The sequence below is a fragment of the Metapseudomonas otitidis genome (assembly GCF_900111835.1).
GTDB classification, from domain to species: Bacteria; Pseudomonadota; Gammaproteobacteria; order Pseudomonadales; family Pseudomonadaceae; genus Metapseudomonas; species Metapseudomonas otitidis.
Window position 1 is genome coordinate 18,317 of sequence record NZ_FOJP01000021.1, and the last position, 15,673, is coordinate 33,989.

The 15,673-nt window shown below is 69.6% G+C and carries 17 protein-coding genes and 1 CRISPR repeat array (1 of these 18 only partly in view); of the genes, 12 read left to right on the forward strand and 5 right to left on the reverse strand.

All coding sequences use genetic code 11. The features are described 5' to 3' along the window. The first annotated feature begins 24 nt into the window (after positions 1-24). From BM198_RS24415 to BM198_RS24425, 3 genes are all read left to right on the forward strand, one after another. Positions 25-579 (forward strand): cysteine hydrolase family protein, encoded by a 555-nt coding sequence (locus BM198_RS24415; protein WP_074973117.1) that lies wholly within the window; start codon positions 25-27, stop codon positions 577-579. Between the two features lie 127 nt (positions 580-706). Further along, positions 707-1,369, forward strand: a complete 663-nt coding sequence (locus BM198_RS24420; RefSeq protein ID WP_074973119.1) for a hypothetical protein — start codon at positions 707-709, stop codon at positions 1,367-1,369. Positions 1,370-1,496: 127 nt separating this feature from the next. Then, complete coding sequence (locus tag BM198_RS24425; protein WP_074973120.1) at positions 1,497-1,916, forward strand: VOC family protein; 420 nt, start codon at positions 1,497-1,499, stop codon at positions 1,914-1,916. Between the two features lie 4 nt (positions 1,917-1,920). Here the strand turns inward: BM198_RS24425 and BM198_RS24430 are convergent, their stop codons facing one another. Continuing rightward, positions 1,921-2,682, reverse strand: coding sequence for a substrate-binding periplasmic protein (locus BM198_RS24430; RefSeq protein ID WP_373870854.1), 762 nt, complete (start codon positions 2,680-2,682; stop codon positions 1,921-1,923). 213 nt (positions 2,683-2,895) lie between these two features. Between BM198_RS24430 and BM198_RS24435 the strand changes: the two genes are divergently transcribed. Then, on the forward strand, positions 2,896-3,939 hold the full coding sequence (locus BM198_RS24435) for an endonuclease/exonuclease/phosphatase family protein (RefSeq protein WP_074973121.1): 1,044 nt from the start codon (positions 2,896-2,898) through the stop codon (positions 3,937-3,939). On the opposite strand, the gene hrpB is transcribed toward BM198_RS24435, so the two are convergent. Beyond that, complete coding sequence (gene hrpB / locus BM198_RS24440; RefSeq protein WP_074973122.1) at positions 3,940-6,456, reverse strand: ATP-dependent helicase HrpB; 2,517 nt, start codon at positions 6,454-6,456, stop codon at positions 3,940-3,942. Positions 6,457-6,585: 129 nt separating this feature from the next. Between hrpB and BM198_RS24445 the strand changes: the two genes are divergently transcribed. From BM198_RS24445 to BM198_RS24470, 6 genes are all read left to right on the forward strand, one after another. After that, complete coding sequence (locus tag BM198_RS24445) at positions 6,586-7,005, forward strand: polyribonucleotide nucleotidyltransferase (protein ID WP_074973123.1); 420 nt, start codon at positions 6,586-6,588, stop codon at positions 7,003-7,005. A 1-nt stretch (position 7,006) separates the two neighbouring features. After that, positions 7,007-7,510, forward strand: coding sequence for a DinB family protein (locus BM198_RS24450; RefSeq protein WP_074973124.1), 504 nt, complete (start codon positions 7,007-7,009; stop codon positions 7,508-7,510). Further along, entirely contained in the window at positions 7,507-8,394 is an 888-nt protein-coding gene (locus BM198_RS24455) for a cation diffusion facilitator family transporter (RefSeq protein WP_074973125.1), read from the forward strand. Before BM198_RS24450 ends, BM198_RS24455 begins: the two co-directional genes overlap by 4 nt. Before the next feature lie 365 nt (positions 8,395-8,759). After that, positions 8,760-9,239 (forward strand): Lrp/AsnC family transcriptional regulator, encoded by a 480-nt coding sequence (locus tag BM198_RS24460; protein WP_074973126.1) that lies wholly within the window; start codon positions 8,760-8,762, stop codon positions 9,237-9,239. 191 nt (positions 9,240-9,430) lie between these two features. Further along, entirely contained in the window at positions 9,431-9,634 is a 204-nt protein-coding gene (locus BM198_RS24465) for a DUF2788 domain-containing protein (RefSeq protein WP_021221994.1), read from the forward strand. Positions 9,635-9,712: 78 nt separating this feature from the next. After that, a complete protein-coding gene (locus BM198_RS24470) occupies positions 9,713-10,105 on the forward strand; it encodes a globin (protein ID WP_044410677.1) in 393 nt (130 codons plus the stop codon). A gap of 32 nt (positions 10,106-10,137) precedes the next feature. Here BM198_RS24470 and BM198_RS24475 read toward each other — a convergent pair whose 3' ends face one another. Beyond that, a complete protein-coding gene (locus BM198_RS24475; protein WP_074973128.1) occupies positions 10,138-10,770 on the reverse strand; it encodes a pseudouridine synthase in 633 nt (210 codons plus the stop codon). A gap of 82 nt (positions 10,771-10,852) precedes the next feature. On the opposite strand from BM198_RS24475, the gene BM198_RS24480 reads away from it, so the two are divergent. Then, on the forward strand, positions 10,853-11,935 hold the full coding sequence (locus tag BM198_RS24480) for an MBL fold metallo-hydrolase (RefSeq protein WP_044410682.1): 1,083 nt from the start codon (positions 10,853-10,855) through the stop codon (positions 11,933-11,935). Between the two features lie 66 nt (positions 11,936-12,001). On the opposite strand, the gene BM198_RS24485 is transcribed toward BM198_RS24480, so the two are convergent. Next, positions 12,002-12,811, reverse strand: a complete 810-nt coding sequence (locus BM198_RS24485) for a hypothetical protein (protein ID WP_074973130.1) — start codon at positions 12,809-12,811, stop codon at positions 12,002-12,004. A 147-nt stretch (positions 12,812-12,958) separates the two neighbouring features. Further along, complete coding sequence (gene amn / locus BM198_RS24490; protein ID WP_044410687.1) at positions 12,959-14,431, reverse strand: AMP nucleosidase; 1,473 nt, start codon at positions 14,429-14,431, stop codon at positions 12,959-12,961. Between the two features lie 126 nt (positions 14,432-14,557). Here amn and BM198_RS24495 point away from each other — a divergent pair, with 126 nt between their 5' ends. Further along, the gene (locus BM198_RS24495; RefSeq protein ID WP_074973132.1) at positions 14,558-15,286 is read left to right on the forward strand and encodes a hypothetical protein; all 729 of its coding nucleotides are present in this window, start codon (positions 14,558-14,560) and stop codon (positions 15,284-15,286) included. Positions 15,287-15,478: 192 nt separating this feature from the next. Further along, a CRISPR array of direct repeats spans positions 15,479-15,673; the repeat unit is 29 nt; unit sequence CGGTTCATCCCCACACCCGTGGGGAACAC; it runs 811 nt beyond the window's last position.

A 15,673-nucleotide genomic window follows, 5' to 3' on the forward strand; every position in this document is an offset into this window, starting at 1 on the left:
CGCCACGCAACGGACGGCACACCCATGCACACCCCGGCAGCCCTGCTCATCATCGACCAGCAACGCGGTATCCAGCGGGTCGCCACACCCCGCAACCACCCCGAGGCCGAAGCCCGCATGGCCGAACTCCTGGCCCTGTGGCGCCAACGCGGCTGGCCGCTGGTGCACATCCGCCACATCTCCCGCGACCCGGGCTCGGTGTTCGCTCCCGGCCAGGACGGCGCGCGCTTCCAGGACGCCTTCGAGCCCCGCGCGGACGAAGCCGTGCTGGAAAAGAACGTCACCGATGCGTTTATCCACAGCCAGCTGGAACGCTGGCTGCACGTGCGCGGGCTGCGCGCGGTGGTGGTGGTCGGCGTCGCCAGCGAGAACTCGGTGGAAGCCACGGCCCGCAGCGCCAGTTGCCTGGGCTTCGCCACCACGGTGGTCAGCGACGCCTGCTACACCTTCGCCAAGCCCGATTGGTCCGGCCGGCTGCGCACCGCCGAGGAGGTGCACGACATGGCCATGGCCAACCTCGCCAGGGAGTACGGCCGGGTGCTGGACTTCGCCACCCTGCTGGCGGAGCTGGGCGCATGATCGTCGCCCACCTGCCAACATCGGTTGCCGGAGGCCAACGCGCCAAAGCAGCGTGCCAGCGCGTTTTTGAGACGTTGCCGGGCATCGTCTAGAGTTCGTTTACAGCCCTGAATTTTGGCGCCCGTCGATGAATCCCCTCCTCCTGCTGCGCGACTCCTGCTACTTCTTCAGCCGGCATGCCAGCCAGATCGCCCTGCTCTGCCTGCCGTTCATCCTGCTTGAGGCGCTGGTCCAGCAACTGGCCGCGCTGTGGTTCGAAGGCCCGACACCGGCGGCGGCGCAGCTGCTGATCCGGCTGTTCTTCTACCCGATGTACACCGGTGCGCTGATCCTCTTCGTCGACAGCCGCAGCAGCGGCCTGCGCCTGCGCCGCCAGCAGCTCTGGGCCATGGCCCTGTGGCGCTGGCCGGGCTACGCGGTGCTGGCGGCCTTCACCACGTTACTGGTGATGCTCGGGTTGTCGCTGATGATCCTGCCGGGGCTGTGGATCATGAGCCGCCTGGCCTTTGCCGAACTGCTGCTGGTGATCAACGGCCTCGCCCCCATGGAGGCCATGAAGGAGAGCTACCGCATGACCGGCGGCCACTTCGTCACCGTCTTCTGCTGCCTGCTGCTGGCAGTGGGGCCGATGTGGGGCTTCGAGTGGTGGGTCGGCGCACAGCTCGGCGAACACCCCGATCCCCTCGGCAGCCTGATGGCCGACTGCCTCGACGCGGGCCTGCAGCTGTTCGCCAGCGTGCTGATGTACCGGCTGTTCAGCCTCCTGGCAGAGCCGGCAGCGGAACGCTGAACCCCGTTCGCAGGCCGTTGAAAAGCGCACCGGTGCAAAGCGGGAACGACCGAAGAGTGCGTTTCGACGCCGCTGGTTTTTCAACTGCCTGCTAGGCTCGGTGGGTCCCCCTGAAGGAGAACCCGCCATGGAAAGCAACCCGAGCATCCTTTCCCACGTATCCCTGGGCAGCAACGATTTCGACCGTGCCGTCGCCTTCTACGACCGGGTGCTGGCCACTCTCGGCTGCCGCCGTGTCGTCGAGCACCCCGGGGCGGTGGCCTACGGCCGCGAGTACCCGGAGTTCTGGATACAACGCCCCTACAACGGCGCCCCGGCCAGCGTCGGCAACGGCACCCACATCGGCTTCTTCGCCCCGGACCGTGAATCGGTGGACGCCTTCTACCAGGCCGCCATCGCCGCCGGTGCCCGCCCCGACGGCGCGCCGGGCCCGCGCGAGGAATACGGCGCGCCCTACTACGGCTGCTTCGTCCGCGACCTGGACGGGCACAAGGTGGAAGCGACGTTCTGGGACCTCAGCCAGGACTTCGAACTGGTGGTGGACTGAGCCTTCACTCCCGAGGCGGCTGGTAGCGCGCCGCCGCCCGCTGTATCCAGCCCTCCGCCTGCATCTGCTCCAGTGCCTTGGCAATGCGCTGGCGCTCCGCCGTCAATGGCCGCTGGCGGGAAAAGCCGATGTAGAGGTCGGTGCGTGCCTCGGGCTGGTAGGCGGTGCGCAGGATGCGCCCGGCCAGGTGCGGGTCACGCAGTTCGTAGTCCACCTGGCAATCCGTGCCGATCACCACCTGCAAGCGCCCGAGGGCGAGCATCTGCAGCAGCTGCGCCTCGTTGTTCACGCCGAACTTGGCCAGGTTCCGGTCCGAGTCGAAGGGCTCGAAGTAGGCGGACTCCAGCACGAAACCGATGGTGGGCCCCTTGAGGTCCGCGTAGTGGCGGATGCGCGGCGCCACCTCCGGCGAGGCATACAGGCGCGGCGCGCAGGCGTAGTAAGGCTGGGCCAGGTAGTCGATGTAGCGCTCGCGTTCCGGGGTGCGCGCCAGCCCGGTCATCAGGTCGGCGGTGCCACCCTGCAGCGCCGCCAGGCCCCGGGCCCAGGGCGCGCGCTGCACCTCGAAGTGCAGCCCGGTGCGCCGCTCGAGCTCTGCCAGCAGGTCCATGTCCAGGCCGGTGATGCGCCCGTTCTCCCCTTCGATGCGAAAAGGCGGCCAGTAATCGGTCATCACCCGCAACGGCGGCGGCTCGTCGGCCAGCAGCGGGCCGGCCAGCAACAGGGCCAGGCTCATGGCGAGGAAGGGTGAAACGAACTTGCGCATGCCGGCTCCCGGGAACGAACGCAGCGGCAAAGCCTGCAATTCCCTTGCCGTTCGGCTCGGCCTCGAATGCTGGAGGATAACCTCCGGCCGGCCCGATCGGCCGCTGCACAGCGGCCTGGGCACCCTGAAGCATAGCCGCTGGCCTTCGCTTCGCTGGGCCGCCGGATGGGCCTCGGGTATGCTGCCCCGCTCATGCCCAGCCAGCCCGGACCGATGCCCACCTTCCTGCGCCGTCTCCTGCTCTGCCTGCTGGTCGTCGGCGTCGGCCTGGCGGCGCTGGCCTATGTACTGACCTGGCACCCCGCCCCGCGCGAGGCGTTGCCGGTGGCCTGCAGCGCCGACACCCCGCCGCTGCGACAGGGCCAGGCCGTGAAGGTGATGACCTGGAACCTCCAGGCTCTGGCCGGCACCCGCCTCACTTTCGCCCACGACCTCACCGACCGCGACGACGCCACCCACCACCTGACCCCCGCCGACCTGGCCTACAGCCTGGACGAGGCGGTGCGGGTGATCCGCGATGAGCAGGCCGACGTGGTGCTGCTGCAAGAGCTGCAGGACGGCGCCCGCGCCAGCGCCTTCCAGGACCAGGCCGCCCTGCTCGCCGAGCGCCTCGCCGACCTCTACCCCTGCAGCACACGGACCTTCTACTGGAAGGCCGCCTTCGTGCCCGACCCCGCCGTGCTGGGCAGCGTCGGCACCCAGCTGGTCATGCTCAGCCGGGTTCGCCTGGACGCCGCCGAGCGGCTGCAACTGCCCGAGGCCGGCGGCCTGTTCGGGCCCAAGGCGGCGCTGCTGCTGGGCCATTTGGCGGTCCAGGGCGGCGGCCGCCTGGCATTGCTCACCACCCACCTGGACGACGGCCAGGGCGACGCCGCGCTGCCGGAGCGGCAGGTGGCCATGGTTCGCAGCGTGCTGGATGAGCTGGAGAACCGGCAGCAGCCCTGGGTACTGGGCGGCGACCTGAACCAGGCGCCACCGCTGGCGGTACGTCGACAGGGCGAACGCGATGCACTGGAGCCGCTGTGGAACCGCTACCCGCTGGTGCCGTCGCGCCAGGCCAGCCAGGCCGACAGCGACGGGCAGTGGGCCACCCGCTTCCCGCAGCCGGACAGCGGCAGCGGCGAAACCCTCGACTACCTGCTGCACAGCCCACGCCTGGCATTGCTGGATGCGCGGGTGCGCAACGCGGACACCCGGCGCATCGCCGATCACCTGCCGCTGGTGCTGCGGGTGCTGCTGCCACCCGCCGCGCCCTGATCAGCGCCGGGGCTTGGCGCGCGCGGTCGGCTCGGCCACCAGCGGGTCGTCAGGCCAGTAGTGCTTGGGGTAGCGCCCCTTGAGGTCCTTCTTCACATCCGCGTAGGTGGTGCGCCAGAAGCTCGCCAGGTCCTGGGTGACCTGCACCGGGCGGTGCGCCGGGGACAGCAGGTGCAGCTTCACCACCTGGCGGCCACCGGCAATGCGCGGGGTGTCGGCCAGGCCGAACAGCTCCTGCAGGCGCACGGCAAGCACCGGCGGCTCCTCGTTGTAGTCCAGGCGGATCGACGAGCCCGAGGGCACTGCCAGGGTGCGCGGGGCCAGTTCGTCCAGGCGCTGGGGCAAGGGCCAGGGCAGCAGGCCGGTGAGGATGCCGGCCAGGTCCAGGTTGGCGAAGTGGGCCAGGCGGTTGACCTTGCCCAGCCAGGGGCCGAGCCAGTCGTCCAGGCTCGCCAGCAAGGCGGCATCGCTGACATCCGGCCAGTCGCTGCTGCCGCGCTCGGCCAGGTCCAGCCGGCGCAACAGGGCGATGCGCGCCTGCCATTGGCGCAGCTCAGGGGTCCAGGGCAGCAGTTCCAAGCCCTTGCGCCGCACCAGGGCCACCAGGGCGCGGGTGCGGGCGGCTTCGTCCAGCCCGGCCAGGGGCTCGCGGGCCAGCACCAGTTCGCCGACCCGACGCTGGCGTTCGGCGCGCATCACGCCCTCGCGCTCGTCCCAGTCCAGCACGTCCAGGGTGCCGACCTGTTCGGCCAGCGGCCCCTCGAACAGCGCCGGGTCCAGCTCGGCGGCCAGGTAGATGCGCTCCTCCCGCTGACCCTGGCGGCTGCCGAGGTCGGCGATCACCAGCCAGGGGCACTTCATCAGCGCATCGGGTTCGGTGAACAGCGCCGCGCGGCCATTGGCCAGGCGGTACTCACCGCCGCCCGCGCGCCGCTGCTGGGCCACGCGGTCGGGGTAGGCGAAGGCCAGCAGGCAGCCCAGCCAGCGTGGATGCTCCGGGTCGGCCACGGCCTCGCCGGGCTGCCCGCGCAGGTAGCTGCGGAACTGCCGGGCCAGCTGCCGGGCACGTTGCACGCCGCCCCGGGCGCCACGTGCGGCCGGGCTTTCACCGGCCAGCAGGGCCAGGCGGCTGTGCAGGTCGGCACCGCCGCCACGGAGGATGTCGCGCTCCCCCAGCAACGCCGCCACGTCGCACGCCAGCGCACCCAGGCCGAGGGCCTGGCCGCGCAGCAGCAGGTGGGCGATGCGCGGGTGGGCCGGCAGCTCGGCCATGGCCTGGCCGTGGCGGGTCAGGCTGCCCTGCCCGTCCAGCGCGCCCAGCCGCTGCAACAGGTCGCGGCCCTGGGCGAAGGCCGCCGCCGGCGGCAGGTCGAGCCAGGCCAGCTCGCCGGGCTCCACGCCCCAGCGCGCCAGTTGCAGGGCCAGGCCGGTGAGGTCGGCCTGGAGGATTTCCGCCGTGCCGTAGGCCGGCAGCTGGTCGTGCTGGGTCTCCGACCACAGCCGGTAGCACACGCCGGGCTCCAGGCGGCCGGCACGACCGGCGCGCTGAATGGCGGAGGCGCGAGCGATGCGCTGGGTGTCGAGACGGGTCATGCCGCTGGCCGGGTCGAAACGCGGTACCCGTTCCAGGCCGGCGTCCACCACCACGCGCACGCCGTCGATGGTCAGGCTGGTCTCGGCGATGTTGGTGGCCAGCACCACCTTGCGCGTGCCGGCCGGCGCCGGCTCGATGGCGGCGCGCTGGGCGGCCAGGTCCAGCTCGCCGTGCAGCGGGCAGAGGAGGATGTCATCACGCCCGGCCAGGGCCTCGCCGAGCTGCTCGGCCACCCGGCGGATCTCGCCCTGCCCGGGGAGGAACACCAGCAGGCTGCCGGGCTCGTCGGCCAGGGCCTGCAACACGGTCTGCACCACCCGGGGCTCCAGGTGCTCACCCGGCTGGCTGGCGCGCCCCCAGCGCACCTCCACCGGGTGCATGCGGCCTTCGCTGCGCACCACCGGGGCGTCGTCGAGCAGCCGCGACAGGCGCTCGCCCTCCAGGGTGGCGGACATCAGCAGCACCTTCAGCGGCTCATCGCGCAGCAGCGCGCGGCCGTTGAGGGTCAGCGCCAGGGCCAGGTCGGCATCCAGGCTGCGCTCGTGGAATTCGTCGAAGATCACCAGGCCGACGCCCTCCAGCGCCGGGTCGTCCTGCAGGCGCCGGGCGAGGATGCCTTCGGTCACCACCTCGATGCGGGTGCGCGGGCCGACCTTCGACTCCAGGCGGATGCGGTAGCCCACCCGCTCACCGACGCCCTCGCCCAGCTCGGCGGCCAGGCGCTCGGCGGCGGCGCGGGCGGCCAGCCGGCGCGGCTCCAGCATGAGGATGGTTTGCCCGGCGAGCCAGGGCTCGTCCAGCAGGGCAAGGGGGACGCGGGTGGTCTTGCCCGCGCCGGGCGGGGCTTCGAGCACCGCCTCGTGGCGACAGGCCAATGCCTCGCGCAGGGCGGGCAGTACGGCATCGATGGGAAGTGGATTCATGGGGGCTCCAACGCAGGGCGGCGATTATAGCGGCGAACCGCCAGCCCTTTCGTGTGGTCTCAGGTGTGCTTCAGGTTTTGCCCCGAACGCCTTGGTATAGTGACGCCATTTTTCTGCATGGAGCCGTATATGCGCCTGAAAACCCGCCTGATCGGCGGCGCCGTCGCCGCCGCGCTGCTGACCCAGTTGACCGCCTGCGGCACGCTGTTCTTCCCGGATCGCCGTGGCCAGATCGAAGGCAAGATCGACCCGGTGGTGGCCGCGCTGAACGCCATCGGCGTGCTGTTCTACGTGATCCCTGGCCTGATCGCCTTCGGCGTGGACTTCGCCACCGGCGCCATCTACCTGCCGGGCAACGAGACCGCCCACGTCGCCCCCGAGCGCCTGGGCGAGGCCATCGGCAGCGACGGCCAGGTCGACAACGCCCGCCTGAAGGCGATCATCGAGCAGGACACCGGCCGCAACCTGCCGCTGGACGACCCGCGCCTGATCCGCCACGCCGGCAGCCTGGAACAGCTGGCCGCCTACGGCCTGGCCCCGGCGGCCTGACATGCGCGCCCTCGCCAGCCACCACGACCGGCTCCTGGCCTACCACGGGTGGGCCAACCGGCGTCTGCTGGCGAGCCTGGAGGGCCTCGACGAGGCCCGCTACCGCGCGGATTGCGGGCTGTTCTTCGGCTCCATCCACACCACCCTGAACCACATCGCCGTGGCCGACCGCATCTGGTTCGCCCGGGTGCTGCACCTGCCACGCCCCTTCGAGCGCCTGGATGCCGAGGCCGCGCCGGACCGCGCCGGGCTGGCCGCCGTGCTGGCCGAAGGCGTGGGCCTGTGGCGGGCCTGGCTGGCGGGGCAGGACGACAACGGCCTGCTGGCGCCCCTGGAGTACCGCAACCAGGCCGGCGAGCGCTTCCAGCGCAGCCACACCGAGATCCTCGCCCACCTGGTCAACCACGGGACCCACCATCGGGGCCAGGTCACCGCCGCCATGAGCGCCCTCGGCCTGGACACCCCGGTCCTGGACCTCCTCTACTACACGCCGAAGCAGCCATGACCACACCGGAACACCACGCCCGCCTGCTGCGCCAGGTCACCGCCGCCTCCCTCTCGGTCGCCCTCACCCTGGTGCTGGCCAAGGCCGTGGCCTGGTGGCTGAGCGGCTCGGTCAGCCTGCTGGCCGGCCTGACCGACTCGCTGCTGGACAGCGCCGCCTCCTTCCTCAACCTTTTGGCGGTGCGTTTCGCCCTGAAGCCGGCGGACGACGACCACCACTACGGCCACGGCAAGGCGGAATCCCTGGCGGGCCTGGCCCAGGCGCTGTTCATCGCCGCCAGCGCCGTGCTGGTGGGCCTGCAGGCGGTGGAGCAGATCCGCGACCCGCAGCCCCTCGGCGCCCAGGCGCTGGGCATCGCGGTGATGCTGCTGTCGCTGGTGCTGACCATTGCGCTGCTGGCCTTCCAGCGGCACGTTATCCGCATCACCCACTCCACCGCCGTGCGCGCCGATTCCCTGCACTACCGCTCGGACCTGCTGCTCAACAGCAGCATCCTGCTGGCGCTGGTGCTCACCAGCCTGGGCTGGGACCAGGTGGACGGGTTGTTCGGCCTGGGCATCGCCGCCTACATCCTGTGGAGCGCCATCGGCATCGCCCGGGAATCCATCGGCGTGCTGATGGACCAGGAGATCGACCCCGACGTGGGCGAGCACATGCACCAGCTGGCCTGTGGCGTGCCCGGCGTGCTCGGCGCCCATGACCTGCGCACCCGTGTCTCCGGCCACCACTGGTACGTGCAGCTGCACCTGGAGCTGCCCGGCGAGATGCCGCTGTCCGAAGCCCACGCGCTGTGCGTGCAGGTGGAGGACGCCATCCGCGACGCCTACCCGCGCGCCGACGTGCTGGTCCATGCCGACCCCATCGAGGTGGTCAAGGGCCACTAGACGGCCTCGCTGCACCAGCGGCCCATCTCCATCCCCAAACTGCAGGCATAAAAAAAGGAGGCCCGTTCCATGGGCCTCCTCTCGGGGTAATTCGTCCTGTGCTGGCGATTGTGTCGCTGCTTTCGTCGCCTGCCTGGTTGGGCAGTGCGGACCCGGGGGCCTGCTCGAACCGGTGGGTTCGGCGGCGCCGACGCGCCTGATTGGGCGGGTCGGTTGGACATGTGTCCGGGCCGTGAAACTGGAGAGAATCTTACGTCGGGCAGCGCGACAGAGGATTGCGAAGATTGCTGACTGAACTATCATATGCGCAACGATTCACCAAAATCAGCAGACAATCAGCAATCAAAAATAAAACGGCGCCTGAAATGGAAAAACTCGATCGCTACGACCTGAAGATCCTCGCCGAATTGCAGCGCGACGCCCGCATCTCCAACCAGGAGCTGGCCGAGCGCATCGGCCTGTCACCCTCGCCCTGCTCGCGCCGGGTGAAGCAGCTGGAGGACGACGGCTACATCATCCGCCAGGTCGCCCTGCTGGACCGCAGGAAGCTCGGCCTGAGCCTGACCGCCTACGTGCTGATCGGCATGGACCGCCACACCCCGGAGCGCTTCGAGCACTTCCAGTCGGTGATCCGCCAGTGCCCCGAGGTGCTGGAGTGCTGCCTGGTGACCGGCATGGAGGCGGACTACCAGCTCAAGGTGGTGGTGCCGGACATGGACCACTACCAGCAGTTCCTGCTGGGCCAGCTCACCCGCATCGAGGGCGTCACCAGCGTGCGCTCCAGCTTCGTGCTCAACCAGGTGCTGAGCAGCACCGAGCTGCCCCTGGGGCATCTGCGCAATTGAACCAATGAGTGGCAGCGCGCAGGGGCGGGCATCGCGTATAATGCGCCCCGCCTTTGCTGTGCCCCGCGTGGTTTCGCCCATAAGAGCCTGCCGGCTCGCATAACTACTAACCGCATCCCTCGCCCTCCACGGCATCCGAGCCTGGTCGTTCGCGGCCGGGCCTGAATCGTTTCGCTGTACGAGGTTGACCAATGAGCCCCGAAAAATTTGAAGAATGGATGATGACGGCGATGATCGCCGGCCTGGTGCTGTTCATGGCGTTCATCGTCTGGGACCTGGCCAAGAAGTCCAAGGCCGGCCGCTTCGGCACCTTCATCCTGTTCCTCGCCCTCGGCCTCGGCGTGCTCGGCTTCGTGATCAAGTCGCTGGTGATCGGCGGCCTCGAAGGCATGTAGCCAACCTCACCCGATCCGTCCGGACCGCCTGATGGCGGGGGCTCGGGCGGTTTCGCTCACCGTTGCCCAGGAGAACACATGAACGCTACCGATCGCGTCATGCAGAGCTATGGACGCTGCTGTGCCAGTTCCGGTTTTTTCGACACCTTCTACAAGCTGTTCCTCGCCAGCTCGCCGATGATCCGCGCGAAGTTTGCCAACACCGACATGGCCGCGCAGAAGCACCTGCTGCGCCACGGCATCCTCAACCTGGTGATGTATGCCCGCGGCATGCCGGACACCAAGCTGCGCGCCCTGGGTGCCAGCCACTCCCGGGAAGGCTTCGACATCCGCCCCGAGTACTACGACCTCTGGGTCGACGCCCTGCTGAGCACCATCAGCGAGCACGACAAGCAGGCCGATGACGGCGTGCGCGCCGCCTGGCGCGAAGTGCTCACCAAGGGCATCAACGTCATCAAGTCCCACTACTGATCCACGGACGGCCCGCCGCGCTGCGGCGGGTGTCAGTCCAGCCGCGCCGGCACCTCGCGCCACTGCCCCGGCTCCAGGCCATCGAGGCCGAAGGGGCCGATGCGCACCCGCACCAGGCGCAGGGTCGGCAGGCCCACCGCCGCCGTCATCCGCCGCACCTGGCGGTTGCGCCCCTCGCGGATCACCAGCTCCAGCCAGGCCGTCGGCACGCTCTTGCGAAAGCGCACCGGCGGGTTGCGCGGCCACAGCGCCGGCTCCTCGATCAGCCGGGCCTCGGCCGGCAGCGTCGGCCCATCGTTCAGCTCCACCCCGTTGCGCAGGCGTTCCAGCTGCGCCGCATCGGGCGTGCCCTCCACCTGCACCCAGTAGGTCTTGGCCAGCTTGTGCTTCGGGTCGGCGATGCGCGCCTGCAGGCGGCCATCGTTGGTCAGCAGCAGCAGCCCCTCGCTGTCACGGTCCAGGCGCCCGGCAGGGTAGATGCCGGGCTGGTCGATGAAGTCCTTCAGGGTCGCCCGTCCCTGGTCGTCGCTGAACTGGGTGAGCACGTCGAACGGCTTGTTCAGCAGCACCAGGCGCGGCTCCACCGGCGGCGCCTTAGCCACCCGGCGCGGAGCGGCCTGGGGGCGACGGGAAGCAGGGCGGGAAGGACGGGGCGGGCGCGACATGCCTGGTTACCAGCGGATATGGACAGGGGAGCGGAGGCGCATGCTAGGTTGTGCCCCTCCCCGCCGCAAGAGTAAGGACACCATGCCCCGCGCGTTGCGCCCCACCTGGCTGATCAGCCTCATGACCCTCGCCGGTTGTGCCGGCACGCCCTACCAGGGCCCCGTCAGCGATCATTTCGACGGCCAGCGTTTCCAGAACATCGAGCCCAAGCCGCACAAGGACTTCTGGTCCTTCATGCGCTGGCAACTCAACCGCGAGAAGAGCCCCGACTGGGTCGAGCAGCCCACCCCGGCCTTCACCCCCGAGGTTCCCACCCGCGTCGAAGGCGACGAACTGCGCGTCACCTACATCAACCACGCCACGCTGCTGATCCAGCATCGCGGGCTGAACATCCTCACCGACCCGGTGTGGTCCGAGCGGGTCAGCCCCCTCAGCTTCATCGGCCCGCGCCGGCACCAGGCGCCCGGCCTGTCCATGGACCAGCTGCCACCCATCGACCTGATCCTGGTCAGCCATAACCACTACGACCACCTCGACCTGGACACCCTGCGCAGCCTCGCCGAGCGCTTCCCCCTGGCCCGAGTGGTCACGGGCCTGGGCAACGGCCCGCTGATCCGCGAGACCGGCTTCGCCCGCGTCGACGAGATCGACTGGTGGCAAGCCCTGCCCCTGGGCGACGGGCTGACCCTCAACGGCGTGCCGGTGCAGCACTGGTCGGCGCGCACCCGCAGCGACACCAACCGCACCCTGTGGCTGGGCTTCGTGCTGGAGTCCCCGGACGGCCCGCTGCTGTTCCCCGGCGACACCGGGCTGGGGCCGGAATTCCGCCTCATCCACCAACGCTTCGGGCCGCTGCGTTTCGCCGCCCTGCCCATCGGTGCCTACGCACCACGCTGGTTCATGCGCGACAACCACATGAACCCGGACGACGCCGTGCAGGCCCACAAGCAGCTGGATTCCCAGCACAGCCTGGCCATCCACTTCGGCACCTTCCAGCTCACCGACGAAGGGCAGTTCGACCCGCCCCGCGAGCTGGCCAAGGCCCTCGACTACTGGCAGGTCGACCCGGATCGCTTCCGCGTCCCCAGCCCCGGCTACCAGTGGCAGGTGCCCACCCTGGACCGCCTCGGCGCGGCTGACCTGGTCCAGGCCAGCGGCCTCTGAGCCACACCCCTGCACCATGAAAAAGGGCCGCATCATGCGGCCCTTTTGCTTGCAACACGCCCAGCCTCAGGCCAAGGCAGCCGGCTCCGCCCGGGTGGCGGACGGAATCTGGCGAAGCCAGCGTGAAACCGCCCACTCCCCCGCGATGAAGGCCAGGAGCAGGCCGAGCTGCAACAGCAGCGCGATGTAGAACGGCTTGAATACATGGCCGACCTGGCGCTTCAGCAGGTCCAGCAGGAACTCGGCCTGGAACAGTTGCTCCACGCGCGCATCGAGCACCCCGGCCAGCACCCGCTTGTCGAGCCCGCTGTAGCTCGCCGCCTCGCTCACCGCCATCTGGCCCACGGCCTTGCCGATCAGGCTCGCCCGCAGGCGATCGAGCAGGTCCAGGGCCAGGCGCTCGGCCAGCGACGCCTCGGCACGGGCATCGGCTTCCTCCTGCTGCTCGCTGCGCAGGTACTCCAGCGCCAGTTGATTGAGCGCGGCTTGCACACTGGACCCGCGCAGGGCCTGCAACTGGCGCTCGTCCTGGGCTGCCACGTAGGCCTGGAAGTCCTGCCAGGTGTCATCGGCCAGCCGCTGCAGCGCCGGCGTGTAGCTGTCCAGGTGCCGGTTGATCTGCTGCTGCCCGCTGTACAGCAGCCCGCCCTGGAAGCCCAGCACGCCCCCGACCAGCGGAAGCAGCAGGAAGTACAGTTTGAGCGTCCAGTGGTGCCAGCGCTTGCTACGGGCCAGCCAACCGCCGCGATGCAGCAGGATGGCCAGCACCAGGCCGGCGATCGTGCCCAGCAACAGCGCACCGCTGATCCAGGCGAACAGGCTGAGGAAACTGAAGGGCTCCCAGAATGCTGCGAGCAAGTGTTGGGCCTGTTCCATCGGTGTCACCTCGTCCGTCCTTGGGGGCCGCAGCTTAAATCGAAACCCGAGCACGCGACTGGCGAGCCGTTCACTGAAGAGCGTCCGACTTTTCAGTCCAGGCAGAAAAAGGGCCGCATCATGCGGCCCTGTGTCATCAGGAGCGGCTCAGCGGAACGGCGGCTCGTCGAAGCTGCGCAGCTTGCGCGAGTGCAGCGAGGTGAGCTGGTTGCGCAGCAGGTCCAGCGCGGCGATGCCGATGCGCAGGTGCTGGCTGACCGCGCGCTGGTAGAAGGCACTGGCCGAGCCGGGCAGCTTGATCTCGCTGTGCAGCGGCTTGTCGGACACGCACAGCAACGTCCCGTAGGGCACCCGCAGGCGATAGCCCTGGGCGGCGATGGTGCCGCTCTCCATGTCCACCGCCACCGCTCGCGACAGGTTGATCAGCGGGCGCTCCTGGGCCCAGCGCAGCTCCCAGTTGCGGTCGTCGTAGGTCAGCACCGTGCCGGTGCGCAGGCGCCGCTTGAGGTCCTCGCCGCGCTCGCCGGTGACCAGCGCCGCCGCGTCCTGCAGGGCCTGCTGCACCTCGGCCAGGGCCGGCAGCGGGATGTGCGGCGGCAGCACCCGGTCGAGGATGCCGTCGCGGCGCATGTAGGCGTGGGCCAGCACGTAGTCGCCGATGGTCTGCGACTGCCGCAGCCCGCCGCAGTGGCCGATCATCAGCCAGCAGTGCGGGCGCAGCACCGCCAGGTGGTCGGTGATGTTCTTCGCGTTGGACGGACCGACGCCGATGTTCACCAGCGTCACCCCATGGCCGTCGTTGGCGATCAGGTGGTAGGCCGGCATCTGATAGCGGTGCCACACCACGCTGTCGATCACCGCCTGTACGGTCGCCTCGTCCATGTCCCGGTCCACCCGCACGTTGCCGGGCAGCACCATGCTGACGAAGCGCGGGTCCTCGCGCAGCTGGGTCACCCCGTGCTGGATGAACTGGTCGACGTAGCGGTGGTAGTTGGTCAGCAGGATCCATGGCTGCACATGGCGCCAGTCGCTGCCGGTGTAATGCACCAGCCGGCGCAGGGAAAAGTCCACCCGCGCCGCATCGAACAGCGCCAGGGGCAGCTCCTCGGCGCTCTCCCAGTCGTACAGCCCGTCGGCCACGCCATCGGTGGCGGCGGACAGGTCCGTGCTGGGGAACACCCGCGCCAGCGCCGCAGCGGTCACATCGGTGCCGGCCAGTTCGTCACCGCTCTCCACCACATAGGGATAGGGGATGTTCCGCTGGCTCATGCCCACCTCCACCTGCACGGTGAAGTCGCTCATCAGCGGGCGCAGCTGCTCCAGCAGGTATTTGCGGAAGGCATCGGGGTGGGTGACGGTGACACTGTAGGTGCCCGGCACCTGGATCTTCGCGTAGGCGCGCACCGTGGACGGCACCTCGCCCTGGCAGCGGTAGGTGACCCGCAACTCGGGGTAGCGGAACAGCGCACGCTGCTCGGCGCTCGGCTCGGTGCGGGACTTGAGAAAGAGCTTGAGGGCCTGGCTGAGGGCCGTGGTGGCCCGCTGATGCAGGGCGGTCAGACGGTCGACCGCCTCTTCGGCGGTGTGGACAACGAGAAACTCGACGGAATCCTGGGTCACGAGGTGTGCATCCTGTCTGGGCGTACAGGGGGCTATCTTGCGCCCATCGCCCTCCGGCGGCCAAGCCGAGCAGCGCGTGCCGCTGCGTCTATGCTTGCCCGACCGCCCCCCGCGAGGCCCGCCGCCATGCACCGTCTGACCAGCCTGCTGTTCGCCGTCGCCACCAGCACCCCACTGTTCGCCGGCGAGCTGGATGGCCGCTTCCAGGCCGACCTGGCAGGCGCCAACACGGTGCTCGACCTGCAGCAGCAGGGCCAGGTCGTCACTGGCCGCTATTCCGAGAACGGCACCCTGCAACTGGACCTGCGCGGCCAGTACGACGGCCAGGTGCTCAACGCCGAGATCGTCCTGCCGCAAACCAACCAGGTGATCGCCACCCTCGCCGCCACCTACGGCAACGACCAGCTCAACGCCCGCCTCGCCGCCCGCGACCCCGTCAGCGGCCAGGTACTGGAGCGCCAGGCGCTGTTCCAGCGCAGCCCCTCAACTGCCACGGGCGCCACCCGCACCAGCGCCGGCACCCTGGACCCGGCACTGGTCGGCACCTGGGTCCACGAAGACATCATCAACAGCGGTGGCGCCAGCTTCGCCTCCTTCAACACCGTGCTCACCCTGCACCTCGCCCCCGACGGCCGCGTCGAGCAATGGAGCCGCTCCGTCGGCGGCGGCTCCGACTGGAGCTACGACAGCGACGGCACCCTCCAGTACGCCGGCCAATGGCAGACCGCCGACGGCATCCTCCTGGTCCGCCCCGACGGCGGCACCGACTACCAGCCCGCCACCCGCTACCGCTTCAGCGACCCCTACCTGGTGACCGAAGACCAGGGCGGCCGGAAGATCTGGCAGCGGCGGTAGGGTCGCGACGCTCATCCCCACGTCTGTGGGGAACAGGCTTCGACCTTCGGCAGTCTGGTTGGCTCTTCTGGATCATCCCCACACCCGTGGGGAACACTTCCACCACCTGGCCATCCTGCGTGCCGTAGTGCGGTTCATCCCCCACACCCGTGGGGAACACCGCTGGGTAAGCTTTCGCGCCTCCCTCAATTTCGGTTCATCCCCACACCCGTGGGGAACACTCAGATCGGCGCCCTTGCCCGCGCCTGCGGGCCGGTTCATCCCCACACCCGTGGGGAACACAGGGTCGCCGACTGCTCGACGCCTGCAGGGTGCGGTTCATCCCCACACCCGTGGGGAACACTCGTTACGCTGCGGCAGCATGACCCGGTAGAACGGTTCATCCCC

Bases quoted from the DNA above. Each gene is read 5' to 3' on its own strand.
- BM198_RS24415 (WP_074973117.1), top strand. From the start codon at position 25: ATGCACACCCCGGCAGCCCTGCTCATCATCGACCAGCAACGCGGTATC.
- BM198_RS24420 (WP_074973119.1), top strand. From the start codon at position 707: ATGAATCCCCTCCTCCTGCTGCGCGACTCCTGCTACTTCTTCAGCCGG.
- BM198_RS24425 (WP_074973120.1), top strand. From the start codon at position 1,497: ATGGAAAGCAACCCGAGCATCCTTTCCCACGTATCCCTGGGCAGCAAC.
- BM198_RS24430 (WP_373870854.1), bottom strand. From the start codon at position 2,682: ATGCGCAAGTTCGTTTCACCCTTCCTCGCCATGAGCCTGGCCCTGTTG.
- BM198_RS24435 (WP_074973121.1), top strand. From the start codon at position 2,896: ATGCCCACCTTCCTGCGCCGTCTCCTGCTCTGCCTGCTGGTCGTCGGC.
- hrpB (WP_074973122.1), bottom strand. From the start codon at position 6,456: ATGAATCCACTTCCCATCGATGCCGTACTGCCCGCCCTGCGCGAGGCA.
- BM198_RS24445 (WP_074973123.1), top strand. From the start codon at position 6,586: ATGCGCCTGAAAACCCGCCTGATCGGCGGCGCCGTCGCCGCCGCGCTG.
- BM198_RS24450 (WP_074973124.1), top strand. From the start codon at position 7,007: ATGCGCGCCCTCGCCAGCCACCACGACCGGCTCCTGGCCTACCACGGG.
- BM198_RS24455 (WP_074973125.1), top strand. From the start codon at position 7,507: ATGACCACACCGGAACACCACGCCCGCCTGCTGCGCCAGGTCACCGCC.
- BM198_RS24460 (WP_074973126.1), top strand. From the start codon at position 8,760: ATGGAAAAACTCGATCGCTACGACCTGAAGATCCTCGCCGAATTGCAG.
- BM198_RS24465 (WP_021221994.1), top strand. From the start codon at position 9,431: ATGAGCCCCGAAAAATTTGAAGAATGGATGATGACGGCGATGATCGCC.
- BM198_RS24470 (WP_044410677.1), top strand. From the start codon at position 9,713: ATGAACGCTACCGATCGCGTCATGCAGAGCTATGGACGCTGCTGTGCC.
- BM198_RS24475 (WP_074973128.1), bottom strand. From the start codon at position 10,770: ATGTCGCGCCCGCCCCGTCCTTCCCGCCCTGCTTCCCGTCGCCCCCAG.
- BM198_RS24480 (WP_044410682.1), top strand. From the start codon at position 10,853: ATGCCCCGCGCGTTGCGCCCCACCTGGCTGATCAGCCTCATGACCCTC.
- BM198_RS24485 (WP_074973130.1), bottom strand. From the start codon at position 12,811: ATGGAACAGGCCCAACACTTGCTCGCAGCATTCTGGGAGCCCTTCAGT.
- BM198_RS24495 (WP_074973132.1), top strand. From the start codon at position 14,558: ATGCACCGTCTGACCAGCCTGCTGTTCGCCGTCGCCACCAGCACCCCA.